This is a genomic window from Streptomyces sp. yr375, assembly GCF_900110755.1.
In the GTDB taxonomy this organism is placed as follows: Bacteria; Actinomycetota; Actinomycetes; order Streptomycetales; family Streptomycetaceae; genus Streptomyces.
In genome coordinates, this window is sequence record NZ_FOFF01000043.1 from 17,513 (window position 1) to 32,840 (window position 15,328).

14 protein-coding genes are annotated in these 15,328 nt (G+C 70.3%); 4 read left to right on the forward strand and 10 right to left on the reverse strand.

Annotated features, from left to right (window positions below; translation table 11 throughout):
- The first annotated feature begins 47 nt into the window (after positions 1-47).
- Positions 48-848 (forward strand): ABC transporter ATP-binding protein, encoded by an 801-nt coding sequence (locus BMZ82_RS30655; RefSeq protein WP_093780659.1) that lies wholly within the window; start codon positions 48-50, stop codon positions 846-848.
- A 62-nt stretch (positions 849-910) separates the two neighbouring features.
- Here BMZ82_RS30655 and BMZ82_RS30660 read toward each other — a convergent pair whose 3' ends face one another.
- Positions 911-1,735, reverse strand: coding sequence for a class II aldolase/adducin family protein (locus tag BMZ82_RS30660; RefSeq protein WP_093780660.1), 825 nt, complete (start codon positions 1,733-1,735; stop codon positions 911-913).
- A gap of 131 nt (positions 1,736-1,866) precedes the next feature.
- On the opposite strand from BMZ82_RS30660, the gene BMZ82_RS30665 reads away from it, so the two are divergent.
- A complete protein-coding gene (locus BMZ82_RS30665; RefSeq protein WP_143098940.1) occupies positions 1,867-3,708 on the forward strand; it encodes a helix-turn-helix domain-containing protein in 1,842 nt (613 codons plus the stop codon).
- A gap of 25 nt (positions 3,709-3,733) precedes the next feature.
- Here the strand turns inward: BMZ82_RS30665 and BMZ82_RS30670 are convergent, their stop codons facing one another.
- The gene (locus tag BMZ82_RS30670) at positions 3,734-5,368 is read right to left on the reverse strand and encodes an AMP-binding protein (RefSeq protein ID WP_093780662.1); all 1,635 of its coding nucleotides are present in this window, start codon (positions 5,366-5,368) and stop codon (positions 3,734-3,736) included.
- Between the two features lie 124 nt (positions 5,369-5,492).
- Positions 5,493-6,272, reverse strand: a complete 780-nt coding sequence (locus tag BMZ82_RS30675) for an enoyl-CoA hydratase/isomerase family protein (RefSeq protein ID WP_093780663.1) — start codon at positions 6,270-6,272, stop codon at positions 5,493-5,495.
- Positions 6,273-6,566: 294 nt separating this feature from the next.
- Between BMZ82_RS30675 and BMZ82_RS30680 the strand changes: the two genes are divergently transcribed.
- Positions 6,567-7,430: a LuxR C-terminal-related transcriptional regulator gene (locus tag BMZ82_RS30680; RefSeq protein WP_093780664.1), complete on the forward strand. Its 864-nt coding sequence runs from the start codon at positions 6,567-6,569 to the stop codon at positions 7,428-7,430.
- 42 nt (positions 7,431-7,472) lie between these two features.
- Entirely contained in the window at positions 7,473-8,306 is an 834-nt protein-coding gene (locus BMZ82_RS30685; RefSeq protein ID WP_093780665.1) for an amidohydrolase family protein, read from the forward strand.
- A gap of 31 nt (positions 8,307-8,337) precedes the next feature.
- On the opposite strand, the gene BMZ82_RS30690 is transcribed toward BMZ82_RS30685, so the two are convergent.
- The 7 genes from BMZ82_RS30690 to BMZ82_RS30720 all read right to left on the reverse strand — a co-directional run bounded on the left by BMZ82_RS30690 (position 8,338) and on the right by BMZ82_RS30720 (position 15,264).
- Positions 8,338-9,153: an enoyl-CoA hydratase/isomerase family protein gene (locus tag BMZ82_RS30690; RefSeq protein WP_177244736.1), complete on the reverse strand. Its 816-nt coding sequence runs from the start codon at positions 9,151-9,153 to the stop codon at positions 8,338-8,340.
- Positions 9,154-9,169: 16 nt separating this feature from the next.
- Positions 9,170-9,622 (reverse strand): MaoC/PaaZ C-terminal domain-containing protein, encoded by a 453-nt coding sequence (locus tag BMZ82_RS42155; RefSeq protein ID WP_052067551.1) that lies wholly within the window; start codon positions 9,620-9,622, stop codon positions 9,170-9,172.
- A gap of 43 nt (positions 9,623-9,665) precedes the next feature.
- On the reverse strand, positions 9,666-10,157 hold the full coding sequence (locus BMZ82_RS30700; RefSeq protein ID WP_093780667.1) for a MaoC family dehydratase N-terminal domain-containing protein: 492 nt from the start codon (positions 10,155-10,157) through the stop codon (positions 9,666-9,668).
- Positions 10,154-11,338: an acetyl-CoA C-acetyltransferase gene (locus BMZ82_RS30705; RefSeq protein WP_093780668.1), complete on the reverse strand. Its 1,185-nt coding sequence runs from the start codon at positions 11,336-11,338 to the stop codon at positions 10,154-10,156. Before BMZ82_RS30705 ends, BMZ82_RS30700 begins: the two co-directional genes overlap by 4 nt.
- 53 nt (positions 11,339-11,391) lie before the next feature.
- Positions 11,392-12,219 (reverse strand): SDR family NAD(P)-dependent oxidoreductase, encoded by an 828-nt coding sequence (locus BMZ82_RS30710; protein WP_093780669.1) that lies wholly within the window; start codon positions 12,217-12,219, stop codon positions 11,392-11,394.
- A gap of 477 nt (positions 12,220-12,696) precedes the next feature.
- Positions 12,697-13,674 carry an NAD(P)H-dependent flavin oxidoreductase gene (locus BMZ82_RS30715; RefSeq protein WP_093780670.1) on the reverse strand — a complete coding sequence of 326 codons (978 nt, stop codon included), beginning with the start codon at positions 13,672-13,674 and terminating at the stop codon, positions 12,697-12,699.
- A 237-nt stretch (positions 13,675-13,911) separates the two neighbouring features.
- A complete protein-coding gene (locus tag BMZ82_RS30720) occupies positions 13,912-15,264 on the reverse strand; it encodes an MFS transporter (RefSeq protein ID WP_093780671.1) in 1,353 nt (450 codons plus the stop codon).
- Between the last annotated feature and the right edge of the window lie 64 nt (positions 15,265-15,328).

The following is a 15,328-nucleotide window of genomic DNA, read 5'->3' on the forward strand; positions in this document are numbered from 1 at the left end:
GGCCCGCCCTGTGGCGGGCCGTCGGCGATGGAACGGAAGTAGTACTCGTGCCTCACACCCCCGTGCTCCGGACCGACCGGGTCGATGTCGTCCGCGACGGCAGACTCCTGCTCGACGGGGTCTCCCTGACCGTCCGCCGGGGCGAACACTGGGCCCTGCTCGGCCCCAACGGCGCCGGCAAGTCCACCCTGCTCGGTCTGCTCGGCGCCGTCGGCCACCCCACCCGCGGCACGGTCGAGATCCTGGGCCGTGCCCTCGGCCGGGTCGACGTCCGCGAGCTGCGCGGCCTTGTCGGGCACGTGAACCCACGCCACCCGCTCACCTCGCCCCTGCGGGTGTCCGAGGTCGTCCTCACCGGACTCACCGGCACGGTCGAGCGCTCCCCTCGCTGGTCACCGCCCCCCGGGCAGGAAGCGTCGGCCGACAAACTGCTCTCCCTGTTCGGCATGTCCGCGCGGGCCGACGCACGCTGGCCGGTGCTCTCGCAGGGCGAGCGCGGGCGAGTTCTGATCGCCCGCGCTCTGCTGCCCGACCCGTACGTTCTGCTCCTGGACGAGCCCGCCACCGGTCTCGATCTCCCGGGCCGCGAGCAGCTGATCGACAGCCTCGACGGGCTGCGCACCGCCCGACCGGAGCTGGCCACCGTCATCGTGACCCATCACTTGGAGGAGCTGCCGTCCGGTACGACGCACGCCGTGCTCCTGCGTGCGGGACGCGTCCTCGTCCGGGGCCCGGTGGACCAGGTGCTCACCGCGGAGAGCGTCGGCGCCTGCTTCGGCCTTCCGGTCGACCTCGCCCGCAATGCCCAGGGGCGCTGGCAGGTGCAGTCCCGTCAGGGCCGGTCGTGACGGCTCCGCGGAACGGGCCTCACGCCTCCGACGGGCGCCGGGAAGGAGACTCCGGCGCCGGTCTAGTCGAACAGGTCCGGCTGCTCCCGGATGATCTGCTCCCACAACGGCCGGAAGCTGAGCCAGCCCGCGTAAGGAGTGCCGACCTCGCGCTGCGCGAACTCGGCGGTCTCGTGGTCGATGGAGATGGGCTTGCCCGCCGCCATGGCGAGGAGCTGGGCCTGGCAGGACCGCTCCATCGTGATGAACCACCAGGCCGCCTCGCCCACGCTGTGCCCGACGGTGATCAGGCCGTGGTTCTGGAGGATCGCCGCCTTGTGGCCGCCCAGCGCCGCGGCGATGCGCCGGCCTTCCTCCCGGTAGCCGGCCGGCCCCCCGTAGTAGTCGTAGACCGCGTGATCGCGGTAGAAGGCCGCGGCGTCCTGGGTGATGGGGTCCAACGGCACGCCGAGCGAGGCGAAGGCCTTGCCGTGGAGCGAATGCGCGTGCGCGGCGGCCACCACGTCCGGTCGCGCCTCGTGCACCTCGGAGTGGATGTAGAAACCGGCCAGGTTCACCTGCCCGCGGCCCTCGACGACCTCGCCCTTCTGATTGACGAGCAGCAGGTCGGAGACCTTGATGTGATGGAAGCTCATGACGAACGGGTTGACCCAGAAGTGATCCGGGTACTCGGGGTCACGCACCGTGACGTGGCCCGCGATCCCCTCGCCGAACCCGAACTTGCCGAAGAGCCGGAACGCGGCCGCGAGTTCCCGCTTCCGCAGCAGGCGCTCCTCGGCCGACGAGAGGTTCTCGGCGGGAGCGGGCAAGCCGATCCCCGGCTTGATGATGTTGGCCTGGCCGCGCTGCTCGGCCGGAGCAGCCGGCGTGCTCACTGTTTCGGTCATGCTCCGAAGGTATTTTCGACGGCGCCCAGGCAGTATGTGCAGACCTCACCGCATCCGGAGAGGACAGTGTGCGGTCTCGACATACCGTCCGCGCCGCCTCGCGGAAGTCGAGTCCGGCAAGGAGGTCGGTGGTGAGTACGTCAACGTCATGGCTCGATCTGCTGCTGGCCGACGCGTCGGCCGGTCGCCTGGCCCGGCATCGCGACGAACTGCTCCAGCAGGGCGCGGACGCGTCCCAGGTCGAGCGGGAGGCGGGCCTGGCGCTCCGGATCGGCGCGCTGCTTGAGCAACGGCGTCGGCAGGCCTCCGAACTGGCCGCCCTCAACGACATCGTCGCCCAGTTGACGAGTCTGCGTCGCCCGGACGCGGTGCTGCAGGAGATCACCACGCAGGCCCGTCGGCTCCTGGGCGTCGACCTGACGTACCTCGCGCTGCTCCACGCGGAGGATGCCGTCGTCGAGGCGGTGACGGGGGCGCTGACCCCGCAGCTGCGAGGTCAGCACCTGTCACGCAGCTCCGGCATGTTCGAGATCGTGATCACGCGATGCGAACCGTATTGGACGGAGGACTACCTCAGCGACGCCTCGTTTCCTCATGAACCCCACGACGCGGTGGCCGGCGCCGAGAGAATCCGTGCGCTGCTGGGGGTGCCTCTCATGCTCCGCGGCCGGGCGCTCGGCGCCCTGTTCGCCTGCAAGCGCCAGGAGCGCCACTTCTCCGACAGCGAGGTCACCCTGCTCTCGGCGCTCGCCGCGCATGCCGCACTGGCCATCGACAACGCCACCGCGCTGGAGCGCTACGAGGCGTCGACCGCGCAGCTGGCCGACGCGAACCAGCAGTTGGAGCGTGCCCTGCAGTGGGACCGCCGTCTGACCGATGTCGTCCTGCGCGGCGGAGGGGTGGCGGAGCTGGTACGCGAGATGGCCGGGGTGACCAGCGGCGAACTGCGCTTCATCGACGAACGGGCGGACATCGGGCCGGAGCTCGCACAGCGGGTACCGCAGCTGCCGGACGCCCTCAGGTCGCTCTTCGACGCGCCGGCCGACGGGCCGCACCAGATCGAACTCACCACGAGGGACGGCGAGTCGGTACGGATCAGAGCAGTGCGCACGGATCGGGGCGTGGTGGGAGCCCTCGTTCTCGTCGGAGGCTGCGAGCGGGACGACCAGCTTCTGCTGGAGCGGGCTCTTCCCGCCCTCGCACTGGCCGTGGTCAGTGAACGAGCCGTCGCGGAGGCGACCCGTCTGACCCGTGACGCGATGCTCGTCGATCTGCTGAACCGGCCTGCCGGCGATCCGGACGAGCTGCGCCGACGGATGCGGATCGCCGGCCTCGAACCGTCACGTGCTCACTGTGTACTCGTCGCCCTGCCCTGTGGCGACGCGCAACCGGCCAGGAGAGACCTGAGTTCGCTGCCGTTGCCGATCGGCACGGTGATCGCCGCCGACGGGCCGAGGATCCTCGCCGTGGCCCCCACCGACGATCCCGCGTCCCTCGCGAAGGCCTGGAACGAACACGGCGCGCACACGGCGACGGTGGGCGTCACCGGTCCCGCCTCGGCCCCTGTGCAGCTGGTGCGCTGCTATCACGAGGCGATCCAGACGGTGAACGCGCTCCTGACGCTCGACCAGCCCGGCACGGCCACCACCGCTCACCAGCTCGGCGTGTACCGCGTCCTTCTGGACCCGACGGGCCGGGCCGAGCTGTCGGCGCAGTTCGACGCGTTGCTCGGCGAGGTGGTCAGAGAACAGGAGCAGCGCAGCGTGCCGCTGCTGGCCACCCTGAAGACGTTTCTCGACCAGGGCAGGCGCGCCGCGCCCACCGCGAAGCTGCTCGGCGTTCACGTCAACACGCTGTACCAGCGCCTCGGCATCCTCGACACGGTCCTCGGCCGAGGCTGGCGGGAGCCGCCTCGGGCCGTGGACCTGCAGATCCTGCTGCGGGTCGTCCCATGGGACCGCAAGCGCGACTGACCCGGGCAGCACCACGTCACGTCTGTCAGGCTCCCGTCGAGGACGGCGGCCCGACGATCTCCAGTGCCCGCTCCCGCATCTCGACCTTGCGGATCTTGCCCGTGACGGTCATGGGGAACACGTCGACACAGTGCACGTATCGCGGGATCTTGAAATGGGCGAGCTTGCCGGAGCAGAACTCCCGGACGGCGGCCGCGTCGAGCGGTGCCGCGCCCTCCCGCAGCCGGAGCCAGGCCATCAGCTCCTCGCCGTACTTCTCGTCGGGCACTCCGATCACCTGAGCGTCGAGGACGTCGGGGTGGGTGTAGAGGAACTCCTCGATCTCACGCGGGTAGATGTTCTCCCCGCCGCGGATCACCAGATCCTTGATCCGCCCCGTGATGGCGAGATAACCGTCCTCGTCCATCACCCCGAGGTCGCCGGTGTGCATCCAGCCGTCGGTGTCGACGGCCTCGGCGGTCTTCTCCGGCTCGCCCCAGTAGCCGATCATCACCGAGTACCCGCGGGTGCACAGCTCACCGGACCGCCCTCGCGGCACCGTCTCCCCGGTCACCGGGTCGATGATCTTCACCTCGACGTGGGGGTGCGCCCGTCCGACGGTGGAGACCCTTCGCTCCAGGGAGTCGTCCGCCGTGGTCTGCGTCGAGGTCGGGGAGGTCTCGGTCATTCCGTAGCAGATCGCCACCTCCGGCGCCCACTTGGTGACCTGTTTCATCACTTCCACAGGGCACGGCGACCCCGCCATCACCCCGGTACGCATCGCCGACAGGTCGTACGACGCGAAGTCCGGCACGTTCAGCAGCGCGATGAACATCGTGGGTACGCCGTACAGGGACGTGCACCGTTCCTCGACGCAGGCCGTGAGCGTGGCGACCGGGTCGAAGGCGGGGGCCGGAATGACGACGCAGGCTCCGTGCGAGGTCGAGGCGAGGTTGCCCAGGACCATGCCGAAGCAGTGGTAGAAGGGCACCGGGACGCAGATCCGGTCCTCCTCGCCGTAACCGAGCAACTCGCCCACGAAGTAACCGTTGTTGAGGATGTTGCGGTGGGAAAGCGTCGCGCCCTTGGGGAAACCGGTGGTTCCCGAGGTGTACTGGATGTTGATCGGGTCGTCGGGGGACAGCTCGCGCTGCGCCTCGGCCAGCCGGTCCGGTGACGCCAGGCGGCCGCGATGCAGCAGCGCAGCCCATTCCTCGCCGCCCAGGTACACCGCACGTTCCAGACCCGGGCACCCGGGCGCGACCTCCTCGACCATCGCCGCGTAGTCGGTGGTCTTGAACGACGCCACGGCGAACAGCATCCGGATCCCGGACTGGTTGAGGGCGTACGCCAGTTCATGGGACCGGTACGCGGGGTTGATGTTCACCAGGACGGCGCCCATCTTCGCGGTGGCGTACTGCACCATCACCCACTCCGCGCAGTTCGGGGCCCAGATCCCGACCCGGTCGCCGCGGGCGATCCCCGCCTCGATCAGGGCCAGTGCCAGCGCGTCCACCTCGGCGCGGAGCTCGGCATACGTCCACCGTCTCCCGGTCGGCACATCGACGAGGGCCTCACGTCCCGGAAACAGTGCGGCGGTCCGGTCGAAGTCGTCGCCGATCGTCGTGTCCAGCGGCGGCTTGTCGGTGGCACCCGTCGCGTGGCTCAGCTCGGTGTCCATACTCGTTCTCCTTGGCCTCGGCATGTCGCCGCCTGCGTGTCCACCGAGCCGAGGGGACGGGTGCCCGGCTTCCGGCACCCCCTCGGCTCGACGCGATACCTCGCCTTCAGCGCCGTAGCACGTCTCACCACGGCGCCTGGCTGCCCTTGAGCTGCTGCCAGTACCGCCGGTGCGCGTGCCGTGCCTGCTCACTCGTCATGCCGGCGGGAAGTTCCTTGTCCAGTGGATCTGCCAGCTCCATGATGTCCCGCAGAGCACCGCTCTGACAGGCCCGCTTGGTGAACGCGTACTGTCCGATGCACTCCTGCGGCGTCATGCCCGCGACCGCCACCGCCCGCTCCAGCAGGTCGTCGGCGGGCACCAGCTCGTGCACCATGCCCAGCGCGTGCGCCTGGGCCGGGCTGAAGATCTCCCCCAGCAGGCAGGTCCGGGCCGCCACCGGATCGCCCCAGGCGTAGGCGAGCATGCGCACGTACACGGACGGCATCGGAATCCCGATCGGGACCTCGTTCAGCCCGAACCGCGCGCCCTCCGCCACCGACACCCGGTAGTCACAGACCGCTGCGGTGATCAGCCCGCCGGCGAAGGCATGCCCGTTCACCGCCGCCACCGTCGGACGCGGATACGTGAAGAGCCGCATGTTCGTCGCCCGGTAGTCCTGGAACCACGAGGCCACATCCGCCTCGTCACCGGCGAACAGCGGGAAGTGCTCGCCCAGGTCCAGGCCCGCGGAGAACCGCGCTCCCGTACCGGTCAGCACCACAGGACACTCCGGGTGATCTCGCTCCAGCCGGTCGAACGCCTCGTGCAGGTCGGCGAAGAAGGCACGGTTCTGCGCATTGACCGGATTGGTGTTCATCGTCACAACGGCGACACGACCGCGCCGCTCAATCGTCCAGCTCATATCCATTCCTTCGCTCACGAGGGTGTGGGAGTCGCCGTGCCGGCGGCGCCGTGGGCGATGCGCGCCCGCCGGCGCCGACGGGGCAAAGGCGTACCTCGCGGTACTCCACGGCCTTGCCTGCGCCCGGCTCGGACTCCGGGTCCGCGGTCGAGGACGAATCTGACCCCGGACGGGGACCGGCCGGAACCTCCGAAGGTGGGTCGGACACGAGACACCCACCTTGGTGGGTAGACCATTGCCCGACAAGCGGACCCGCGCCTAGCCTCACGATCGGATGCCACAAGGAGGTGCGCCATGACCGTGCCACTCACGCCGCAGAAGACCATCGAGACGCAGCTCCTCGCCCGCTCACTCGCCGAGTTCCGGGCCCACAGCCGCATGGACATGGTGTTCGGCGGGCGGGTCCTGCCCGGGGCGGGCGCGCTGGAGATCACCGAACTGTGCGGGGCCCGCACCCGCTCCGCCGCCAACCTGCGGGTACGCACCGGCGCCGGACTCGGCGGGAAGGCCCTCATGCTCGGCCGCCCGGTGTCCGTGAGCAGCTACCTCTCCGCGGAGGGCATCTCACACGTCTACGACCACGCCGTCCGGCCCGAGGCGCTCGAGACCATCGCCGTTCTCCCGATCATGGTGGACCGAGTGCCACGGCTCGTCGTCTACCTCGCCACCCGAGCCCAGGTGGGCCTCGGCGACCGCTGGTTCGACAGCTTCACCCCGCTGGTCCGCCGGCTGGAGCGGGACATCGCCGTCGACGACGAGGTACGCCGACGACTCGCCCTGATGCAGACCCCCGCCGTCCCCGAGTCCGCCCCATCGCTGGTCAGCCGGGCCGAGCTGCAGGACATCGCCCGGGAGCTGGCGGAACTGGCCGGGCAGATCAAGGACGACGCCCTGCGCGCGCGGGTCGAAGCCGTCCACCGTCGATGCGCGCCCACGCCCTGCCTCGCCGCTCCGGCGGCACCCGCCATGCTCAGGCCCCGGGAGATCGACGTGCTCCAGAAGGTCGCCCAGGGACTCAGCAACCGGGAGATCGCCCAGGCCCTCGGCCTGCTGCCCAACACGGTCAAGTCCTACCTCAAGACGGCCATGCGCAAGCTCCACGCCCACAACCGCGTGCAGGCCATCCTCGTCGCCCGCCAGAGCGGCCTCATCCGCTGACCAACGCTTCACACGGTGATTCCCGGACGGCAAGGTCCTCACATGTCTTCTCAGCCCGCACCAGTGATCGACGCCTGGATGCAGCACCCAGGGCAGACCTGGCTCGACGACGAGATGTTCGCCTCTCTTCGGCGCTGGAAACCAGGCCCCTTCTCGGAGACCGCGCAGCCGGTGGAAACCACCCTCGCCATGATGGACCGGGCCGGTGTCGGCCAGGGACTGCTGTGCGCCTGGTGGGGCCCTTCCGGCCCGATGATCAGCAACGACGACGTGGCAGCGGTGTGCGCGGCGCACCCGGACCGCTTCGTCGGGGTGGCGTCGGTCGATCTGACGAAGCCGATGGCGGCGGTGGCCGAACTGCGTCGCTGCGTCGAGACGTTCGGCTTCCGTGCACTGCGGGTGCTGCCGTGGCTGTGGGGGCTGCCGCCGGACGACAGGCGCTACTACCCCCTGTACGCCGCCTGCTGCGAACTCGACATCACCTTCTGCACCCAGGTCGGGCACGCCGGTCCGCTCCGCTCCTCCGCGCCCGGCCGGCCGATCCCGCATCTGGACAACGTGGCACTGGAGTTCCCCGCACTGCGCATCGTGGGTGGCCACATCGGGGTTCCCTGGCTGGACGAGATGATCTCCCTGGCCACGAAGTACCCCAACGTCTACATCGACACCTCGGCCTATACCTGCGCCCGGTATCCCGCGGCGCTGGTCGACTACCTGCGCCGGCACGGTCGTCGCAAAGTCCTGTTCGGGTCCAACCACCCGTTCTGGCCTGCCGCCGACTGCCTGGCCGAGCTGGATTCCCTCGGTCTGGACGAACCGACCGAGCAGGCGTTCCTGCACGACAACGCCGCCAGGGTGTTCGGCCTGAAGCCCTGACCATGGCGGCGTGGGGCGCAGCCCAGCGGACTCAGCTGTGCGGGGTCCGCGGGCGGAGGAACTCCTGCATCGCCGCTCTGGTCCGCGGCAGGGTGCCGGCCACGGCAATGGTCTCGGCCTCGCACTCGAGGTGGTCGCGCAGTCCGTCGAGCCCGTCGCCCCGGATCAGGAACTTGGACTGGGCGAGCGCATGCGTATGGCCACTGGCCAGCGAGCGCGCCAGCTCCTCCCCGACGGATCGGAGTTCCTCGTCGTCGACGACGCTTCTGAACAGTCCCCAGGTCTCCGCCTCCGCCGCACCGAGCACGCGGTTGGTGAGCACCAGATCGAGTGCCCGCCGCTCGCCGACCAACCGCGGCAGCATCCAGGAGGCTCCGCAGTCGGGCGTCAGACCGAGCGCGGTGTAGGCCAGGCGTAGATTCGCGGAACGGGCGGCCACCACCATGTCGGCGGCGAGGGCCAGGCCCACTCCCACGCCGGCCACCGCCCCCTGCACCTCGGCGACGACAGGTACGCGAAGCCCGGCCAGGCCGAGGACGGCGTCATGCGCGGCGTCGGCCACCTCGCGAACGTACGAGCCGATCGCCTCTCCCTGAGCGGTGAAGGACCTCAGGTCGCCGCCGACGCTGAAGTTCCGTCCCTCGGCCCTCAGCAGCAGGGCGCCGACACCGCCCCGGTCGGGCCCGGTCGTCCAGTGCAGGACCTGCTCCACCGCGTCGCGCAGCGCGGTGACCAGTTCCAGGTCGAACGCGTTGCCGGTCTGTCCGCGCGAGAGCACGATGCGGGCCAGGTGCCCGTCCTTCTCAAGTCGTACCAGTGCGGTCGCGCCGAGGGCTGGATGAGTCATGGGTTCTGTTCTCCCGTCAGTGACCGTCGGGGGTGGGACCTGCCGGAACCGCCGGCCGCAGCCGTGCTCCGCCGCGGGCCTTGGTCCGGCCCCCGGCGTCCTCGACCAGGACATCGACGGGGAGGGAGTCGCCGTCGGGTTCCGAGGAGGGGTCGGCGGCCGTCCGTACGGTGATCGTGAGGGTCTCCCCGATCCGGACGGGCTCGGCGAACCGCATCCGGTACGAGAGCACGCCACCGGGGCCCGCGATCTCCTCCAGGACACGTCCCGCCCAGGCCATGGAGAGCATGCCGTGGGCGATGACGTCGTCGAGCCCGGCGGCGCGCGCGGCGTCGAGATCGATGTGGACGGGATTGTGGTCTCCGGAGGCTCCCGCGTACAGCGCGAGGCCGGCTCGGGTGACCGGCGGCAGGGTGCGGGAAGCGAGCGGAGCGGGTGCCCCGCCGTCGCCGGACCGGAGGTCGGACATGGCTGCTCCTGTCTGTCGGGGACCGGGCGGAATCAACGGCGTGTCAACGGTGTACGACGGCGAGCGTCGTGCGCAGGTCGGCGAGGTGGGCATGGTGTTCGTCCGTCACCCGCGTCTCACGGACCACGAACTGCAGCGCCCCGCCCGCCTTGGCGGTCACTTCGGCGATGTGGGAGTCGAAGCGCAGCCGGTCGCCGGACCATACGGGCCGGTGGTGGACGAACGACTGCTCGGCGTGGAGGACCGATTCGAGATCCACCCCGAGGACGGCGATCCAGTCCCATGGATCCGGACGCTCCATCTCCAGGCAGAACAGGAACGTCGGCGGGACCCGCAACCCTGGCAGGCCCGCGGCAAGGGCGGCCGACTCGTCGGCGTGCTTGGCCCGGTTCTCACCGATCGCCCGGGCGAACTGGCGCAGTCGCCCCGCCTCGACGAGCACGGTGTGCGGCGGTGTGCGATAGCCGACGACACCCTGGTCTATCAGGGAGTCCGGCCGCTGTCCCGCCTCGTGGGCGGTGTCGGCGGCGCTCATGAGAGCGCCCGCAGCAGCAGCGCGTCTCCCTGTCCGCCGCCCCCGCACAGAGCCGCCACTCCCGTGCCGCCTCCGCGGCGGCGGAGCTCCAGGGCCAGCGACAGGATCAACCGCGCCCCGCTCATCCCGACGGGATGGCCGAGGGCGATGGCGCCGCCGTTGACGTTCACCCGGTCAGGGTCGACGCCGAGGTCACGCACCGACTGCACCGCGACGCTCGCGAACGCCTCGTTGATCTCCAACAGGTCGAGATCGGCCGGTGTGAGTCCACCGGACCGACTCAGCGCGTCACGGACCGCGTTGGCCGGCTGTGGGAGCAGTGACGGGTCGGGGCCCGCGACACTGCCGTACGCGCCGATCTCGGCCAGTGGCTCCACGCCGAGCCGCTCGGCGTGCTCGCGGCTGGTGACGACGAGCGCGCAGGCTCCGTCGGACAGCTGCGAGGCGGAGCCGGCGGTGATGGTTCCGTCCGTGGAGAAGGCCGGGCGCAAGCGCGCGAGGGATTCCTCGGTGGTGTCGGGACGCACCCCTTCGTCGGTGCGGACGGTGGCCTCGCCGCCCCTCGCCGGTACCTCCACCGGGACGATCTCCTCGGCCAGCCGGCCTGCGGCGGCGGCCTCGGCGGCCAGCCGGTGCGAGCGGGCCGCGAAGGCGTCCTGTTCCTGGCGGGAGATGCCGAGTGCGGCCTGGTACCGCTCGGTGGCCGCGCCCATCGGCATGCCGTCGAAGGCACAGACCAAGGCGTCGGCGTCGAGCGAGTCCGTCATGTCCGCGGCGCCGTACCTGAAGCCTCGGCGGGCGCCGGGCAGGAGGTGCGGGGCCAGACTCATCGACTCCATCCCGCCTGCCACGACCACCTCGTGCTGTCCCGCCGTCACGAGGAGGTCCGCGAGGGCCACCGCGTGCAGTCCGGAGAGACAGAGCTTGTTGACCGTGGTGGCGGGCACATGCAGCGGCAGCCCCGCCGCGTGGGCCGCCTGACGGGCCGGGTTGGGCCCTACGCCTGCTTGGACGACCGTTCCCATGACGACGGCGTTCACCTGGTCGGCGGCGATGCCGGCGCGTCGGACCGCCGCTGCGATGGCGGCGGCGCCCAGTTGAGGTGCGGGCAGTCCGGACAGTGCGCCGAGCAGCTTTCCGATGGGGGTTCTCGCCCCGCCGATGATGACGGATCCCGGCATTCTCTCTTCCTCCGTAATGCAGATGGTGCGCGTGGTTCCGGGGCCGGACCTGGTCAGATGACGAGGCCGCCGCCCGCGACGACGACCTGACCGGTGATGTAGTCGGATTCGGGGATGGTGAAGAGGTAGACGGCGTTCGCCGCGTCCGTGGGCGTGCCGGCGCGGCCGAGCGGGATGCCCGCCTCCAGCGCCGTCCTCAGGTCGTCATCGATACCGACCTTGATGTCGCGACCCTCGACCTCGATGGTGGCTCCGGTACCCGCGGGCGCCTCGGTGAGCCGGGTGGAGATCAGTCCGAAGGCGACGGCGTTGACCGTGACCTGATAGCGGCCCCACTCCTTGGCGAGCGTCTTCGTCAGACCGACCAGGCCGGCCTTCCCCGAGGCGTAGCCCGCCTGTCCCACGTTTCCGCCAAGCCCGGCGATCGAGGTGATGTTGACGACTTTGCGTACGGTTCGCTGCCCCGCCTCGGCATCGCGCCGGGCGGCTTCCCGGAACGCGTTCGTCGCGGCGCGCAGAATACGGAAGGGCGCGCGGAGGTGGATGTCGATCATCGCGTCGAACTGCTCGTCCGTGGTCTTGTGCACCACGGCGTCCCATGTGTAGCCCGCGTTGTTCACCACGATGTCGAGACGGCCGTACTTCTCCTGCGCCGCCTGGACGAAACGCTCCCCGAAGTCCGGCTCGGTGACGCTGCCCGGAAAGGCGGCAGCCTGCACTCCGGCGTTTCGCAGGAGGCTCACCGTCTCCTCGACGGGGTCGCGGTCGAGGTCGTTCACCAGGACCGTGGCCCCCTCCGAGCCGAGCTTGCGGGCGATCTCACGTCCGATGCCGCGGCCGGCGCCGGTGACGAGAGCGACCTTGTCTGCGAGCTTTGCCATGGTTGTGCTACCTGCTTCGTCTCGTGTTCGTGATCCGTGAGGCGGGTGATCCGTGAGGCGGGCTGGGGCTCCGCACGTGTACTCAAGGACGCATCTGACCTCGGGCACGGCCCGTCCGGGAACCTCCTAAGGTGGGTCCGGCGGGCGGCACCCAATTTGGTGGGTAGCGCATCGCCGGACATACCGGTGCCCTTCCAACCCCGGAACGGATGCCGCGAGGAGGGCGCCATGGCTCTTCCACGCACGCCGGACACATCGGTCGAGGCGACGCTCCTCAACCGCGAGACAGCCAAGGCACTCGGGCTGCTGCCCAACACGGTCAGGTCCTGTCTCAAGACCGCCATGCGCAGGCTCCACGCCCACAACCGCGTCCAGGCCGTCCCTCGTAGCCCGCCGAAACGGTCCGGTCAGGTGAGCGCCCGGAGGCACGGCCGCAGCCGATCTTGTCGAGACGGCGTCGCCCAGCGTCTCAGGACCTCACACGACGAGTTCCGGCAGCCGCCGGGTGACCAGGCCACGCGCGTCGGCCATGATCCGGTCGATGACGTCGGCGCAGCTGGAGACCTCGTGGATAAGGCCCTGTGCCTGGCTCGCCCACCACAGGCCGCCGTCCATGTCGCCCTTGCCCAGCACCTCGGCGCGCCCCCGCGCCCCCGACGCCAGGTGGGCTATGTCCCCGAACGTCGCGCCCGGGCGCCGGGAGATCTCGACGATCTCCTCGGAGACGCTGTTGCGGGCGACCCGGGCGGAGTTGTGGAACTCCCGGAACACGATCTGGGTGGCCCTCTCGTCGTTGGCGACGATCTGCCGCTTCACGTTCTCGTGCACCGGTGCCTCGGCGGTGGCGACGAACCGGGTTCCCATGTTCACGGCGGACGCGCCCAACGCGAGGGCCGCGACCAGGCCGGCCCCGGTGGCGAAGCCTCCCGACGCGATCATGGGGATGGTCAGCTGCCGCGCGGCGGCGGGGATGAGTATCAGGCCGGGAACGTCGTCCTCCCCCGGGTGGCCGGCGCATTCGAAGCCGTCGATGCTCACCGCGTCGACACCGAGCTGCTCGGCCTTGACGGCGTGGCGCACCGCCACGGCCTTGTGGATCACCTTCACCCCGGCGGCCTTGAAACTCGGCAGATGCGGCGCGGGGTTGCTCCCGGCTGTCTCCACGATCTTCACTCCGCCCTCGATGATCGCCTCACGGTACTCGTCGTACGGAACCGGGTTGATGGTCGGCAGGATGGTGAGGTTGACGCCGAACGGCCTGTCGGTCATCTCCTGGGTGCGGGCGATCTCCTTGGCGAGGTCCTCCGGTGTCGGCTGGGTGAGTGCCGTGAGGAATCCGAGCGCGCCGGCGTTCGCGACCGCCGAAATCAGTTCGGCTTTCCCGACCGCGGTCATGCCACCGCAGACGACCGGATGCTCGATGCCGAACGTCTCGGTGAACGCAGTCCTGAACATGGTGAACCTCTCTTGATGTGGAGTGCCGCAGTCGGCGACCCGTGACTGCGGCACCTGGTGATCGGGCCGCCACCGGCATGGGGTCATGCCGGTGACGGACCGGCAGGGGTCCCACGGCGGCGGACGAGGAGCCCTACGGGGCCCGGGGCGTCCTGGTCGCGTCCTGGTCGCGTCCTGGTCGCGTCCTGGTCGCGTCCTGGTCGCGTCCTGGTCGCGTCCTGGTCGCGTCCCGCAGTGTCAGTCGATCTCGGCCGCCGCGACGACGGGGCTGGTCGCCGTCTGTTCCATGGCCCGGTGACGGGTCTCGGGAAGGGCAAGCGTGCAGACCAGACTGAGCAGGCCGAAGCCCGCGAGCATCCAGCCGATCGCCGCGCCGCCGCCGCTCGCCGCCAGGTCCGCCGCCAGGATGGGCGCGGTTCCGCCGCCGATGACACCGGCGAGGGCGTAGGCCATCCCGGCGCCGGTGTAGCGGTACTGCGTCCGGAACATCTCCGGCAGCAGGGCGCCCACCGGGCCGTAGGAGATGCCCATGATCGCCAGGGTGACCGTGAGGCCGACGGCGAAGGCGGCCGCGGAACCGATGTCGAGCAGCGGGAACAGCAGCAGCGCCCAGGGCACCGACAGCGCGCACGAGGCGAGAACCACCCTGCGCCTGCCGAACCGGTCGGAACAGATGCCGGAGAGGGCGATCGCCGCGCCGAAGACCACTGCGGCGAGGATGCCAATGGACAGTACGGAGGCTCTGCTGAGTCCGATCGTGGCGGTGCCGTAGGCGGTGAGGAAGGCGGTGCCGATATAGAAGAACGCGAACATCATGGCCATCGAACCGGCGGCGAGGAGGAGTTCGCGAGGCTGCTTCCACAAGACGCTGACGACCGGGGCAGCCCCGGTGTCCCTGGGCTGCGTCCGCTGCCGGGTGAACATCGGCGTCTCCTCGACCTTGAGCCGGACGTAGAGACCCAGGAGCACGAGCAGACCGCTGGCGATGAAGGGAATGCGCCAGCCGTAGGCGACGAAGGCGTCCGAGGTCTCTCCGACGAACAGGTTGACCGTGAGGAAGGTGGCGTTCGACAGCGCGAAGGCGAGGGCGGGACCGAGTTGGGGGAAGACTCCGTACAGGCCTCGCTTGCCTGCCGGGGCGTACTCAGCCGCCAGCAGAGTGGCGCCGGCCCACTCACCGCCGACGGCCAGCCCCTGGGCGATCCGGAGCACGATCAGCGCGATGGGCGCGGCCACGCCGATGGCTCCGGCGGTGGGAAGGAGGCCGATGAGGAAGGTGGATATACCCATCAGCAACAGCGTGCTGATCAAGGTCTTCTTCCGGCCGATCCGGTCACCGAAGTGGCCGAAGATCATGGCTCCGAGGGGGCGGGCACCGAATGCCACGGCGAAGGTGGCGAAGGAGGCGACGCTGCCGGCGGCACCGCCGAGGGCGGGGAAGAAGACCGTCGGGAAGACCAGTGCGGCCGCGGTGCCGTAGATGAAGAAGTCGTAGAACTCGATCGTGGTTCCCACGCAACTGGCCATGGCGATGCGGCGCATCAGTGCCTTGGGCGGTCTCTCGGTCGCTGTATCGGTGGTCGGGGACATCGGCGTCTCCTGCTCAGCGGCACGCCCCGCACCTGGGCGGGCGGGGCTGAGGGGTGGCGAGCAG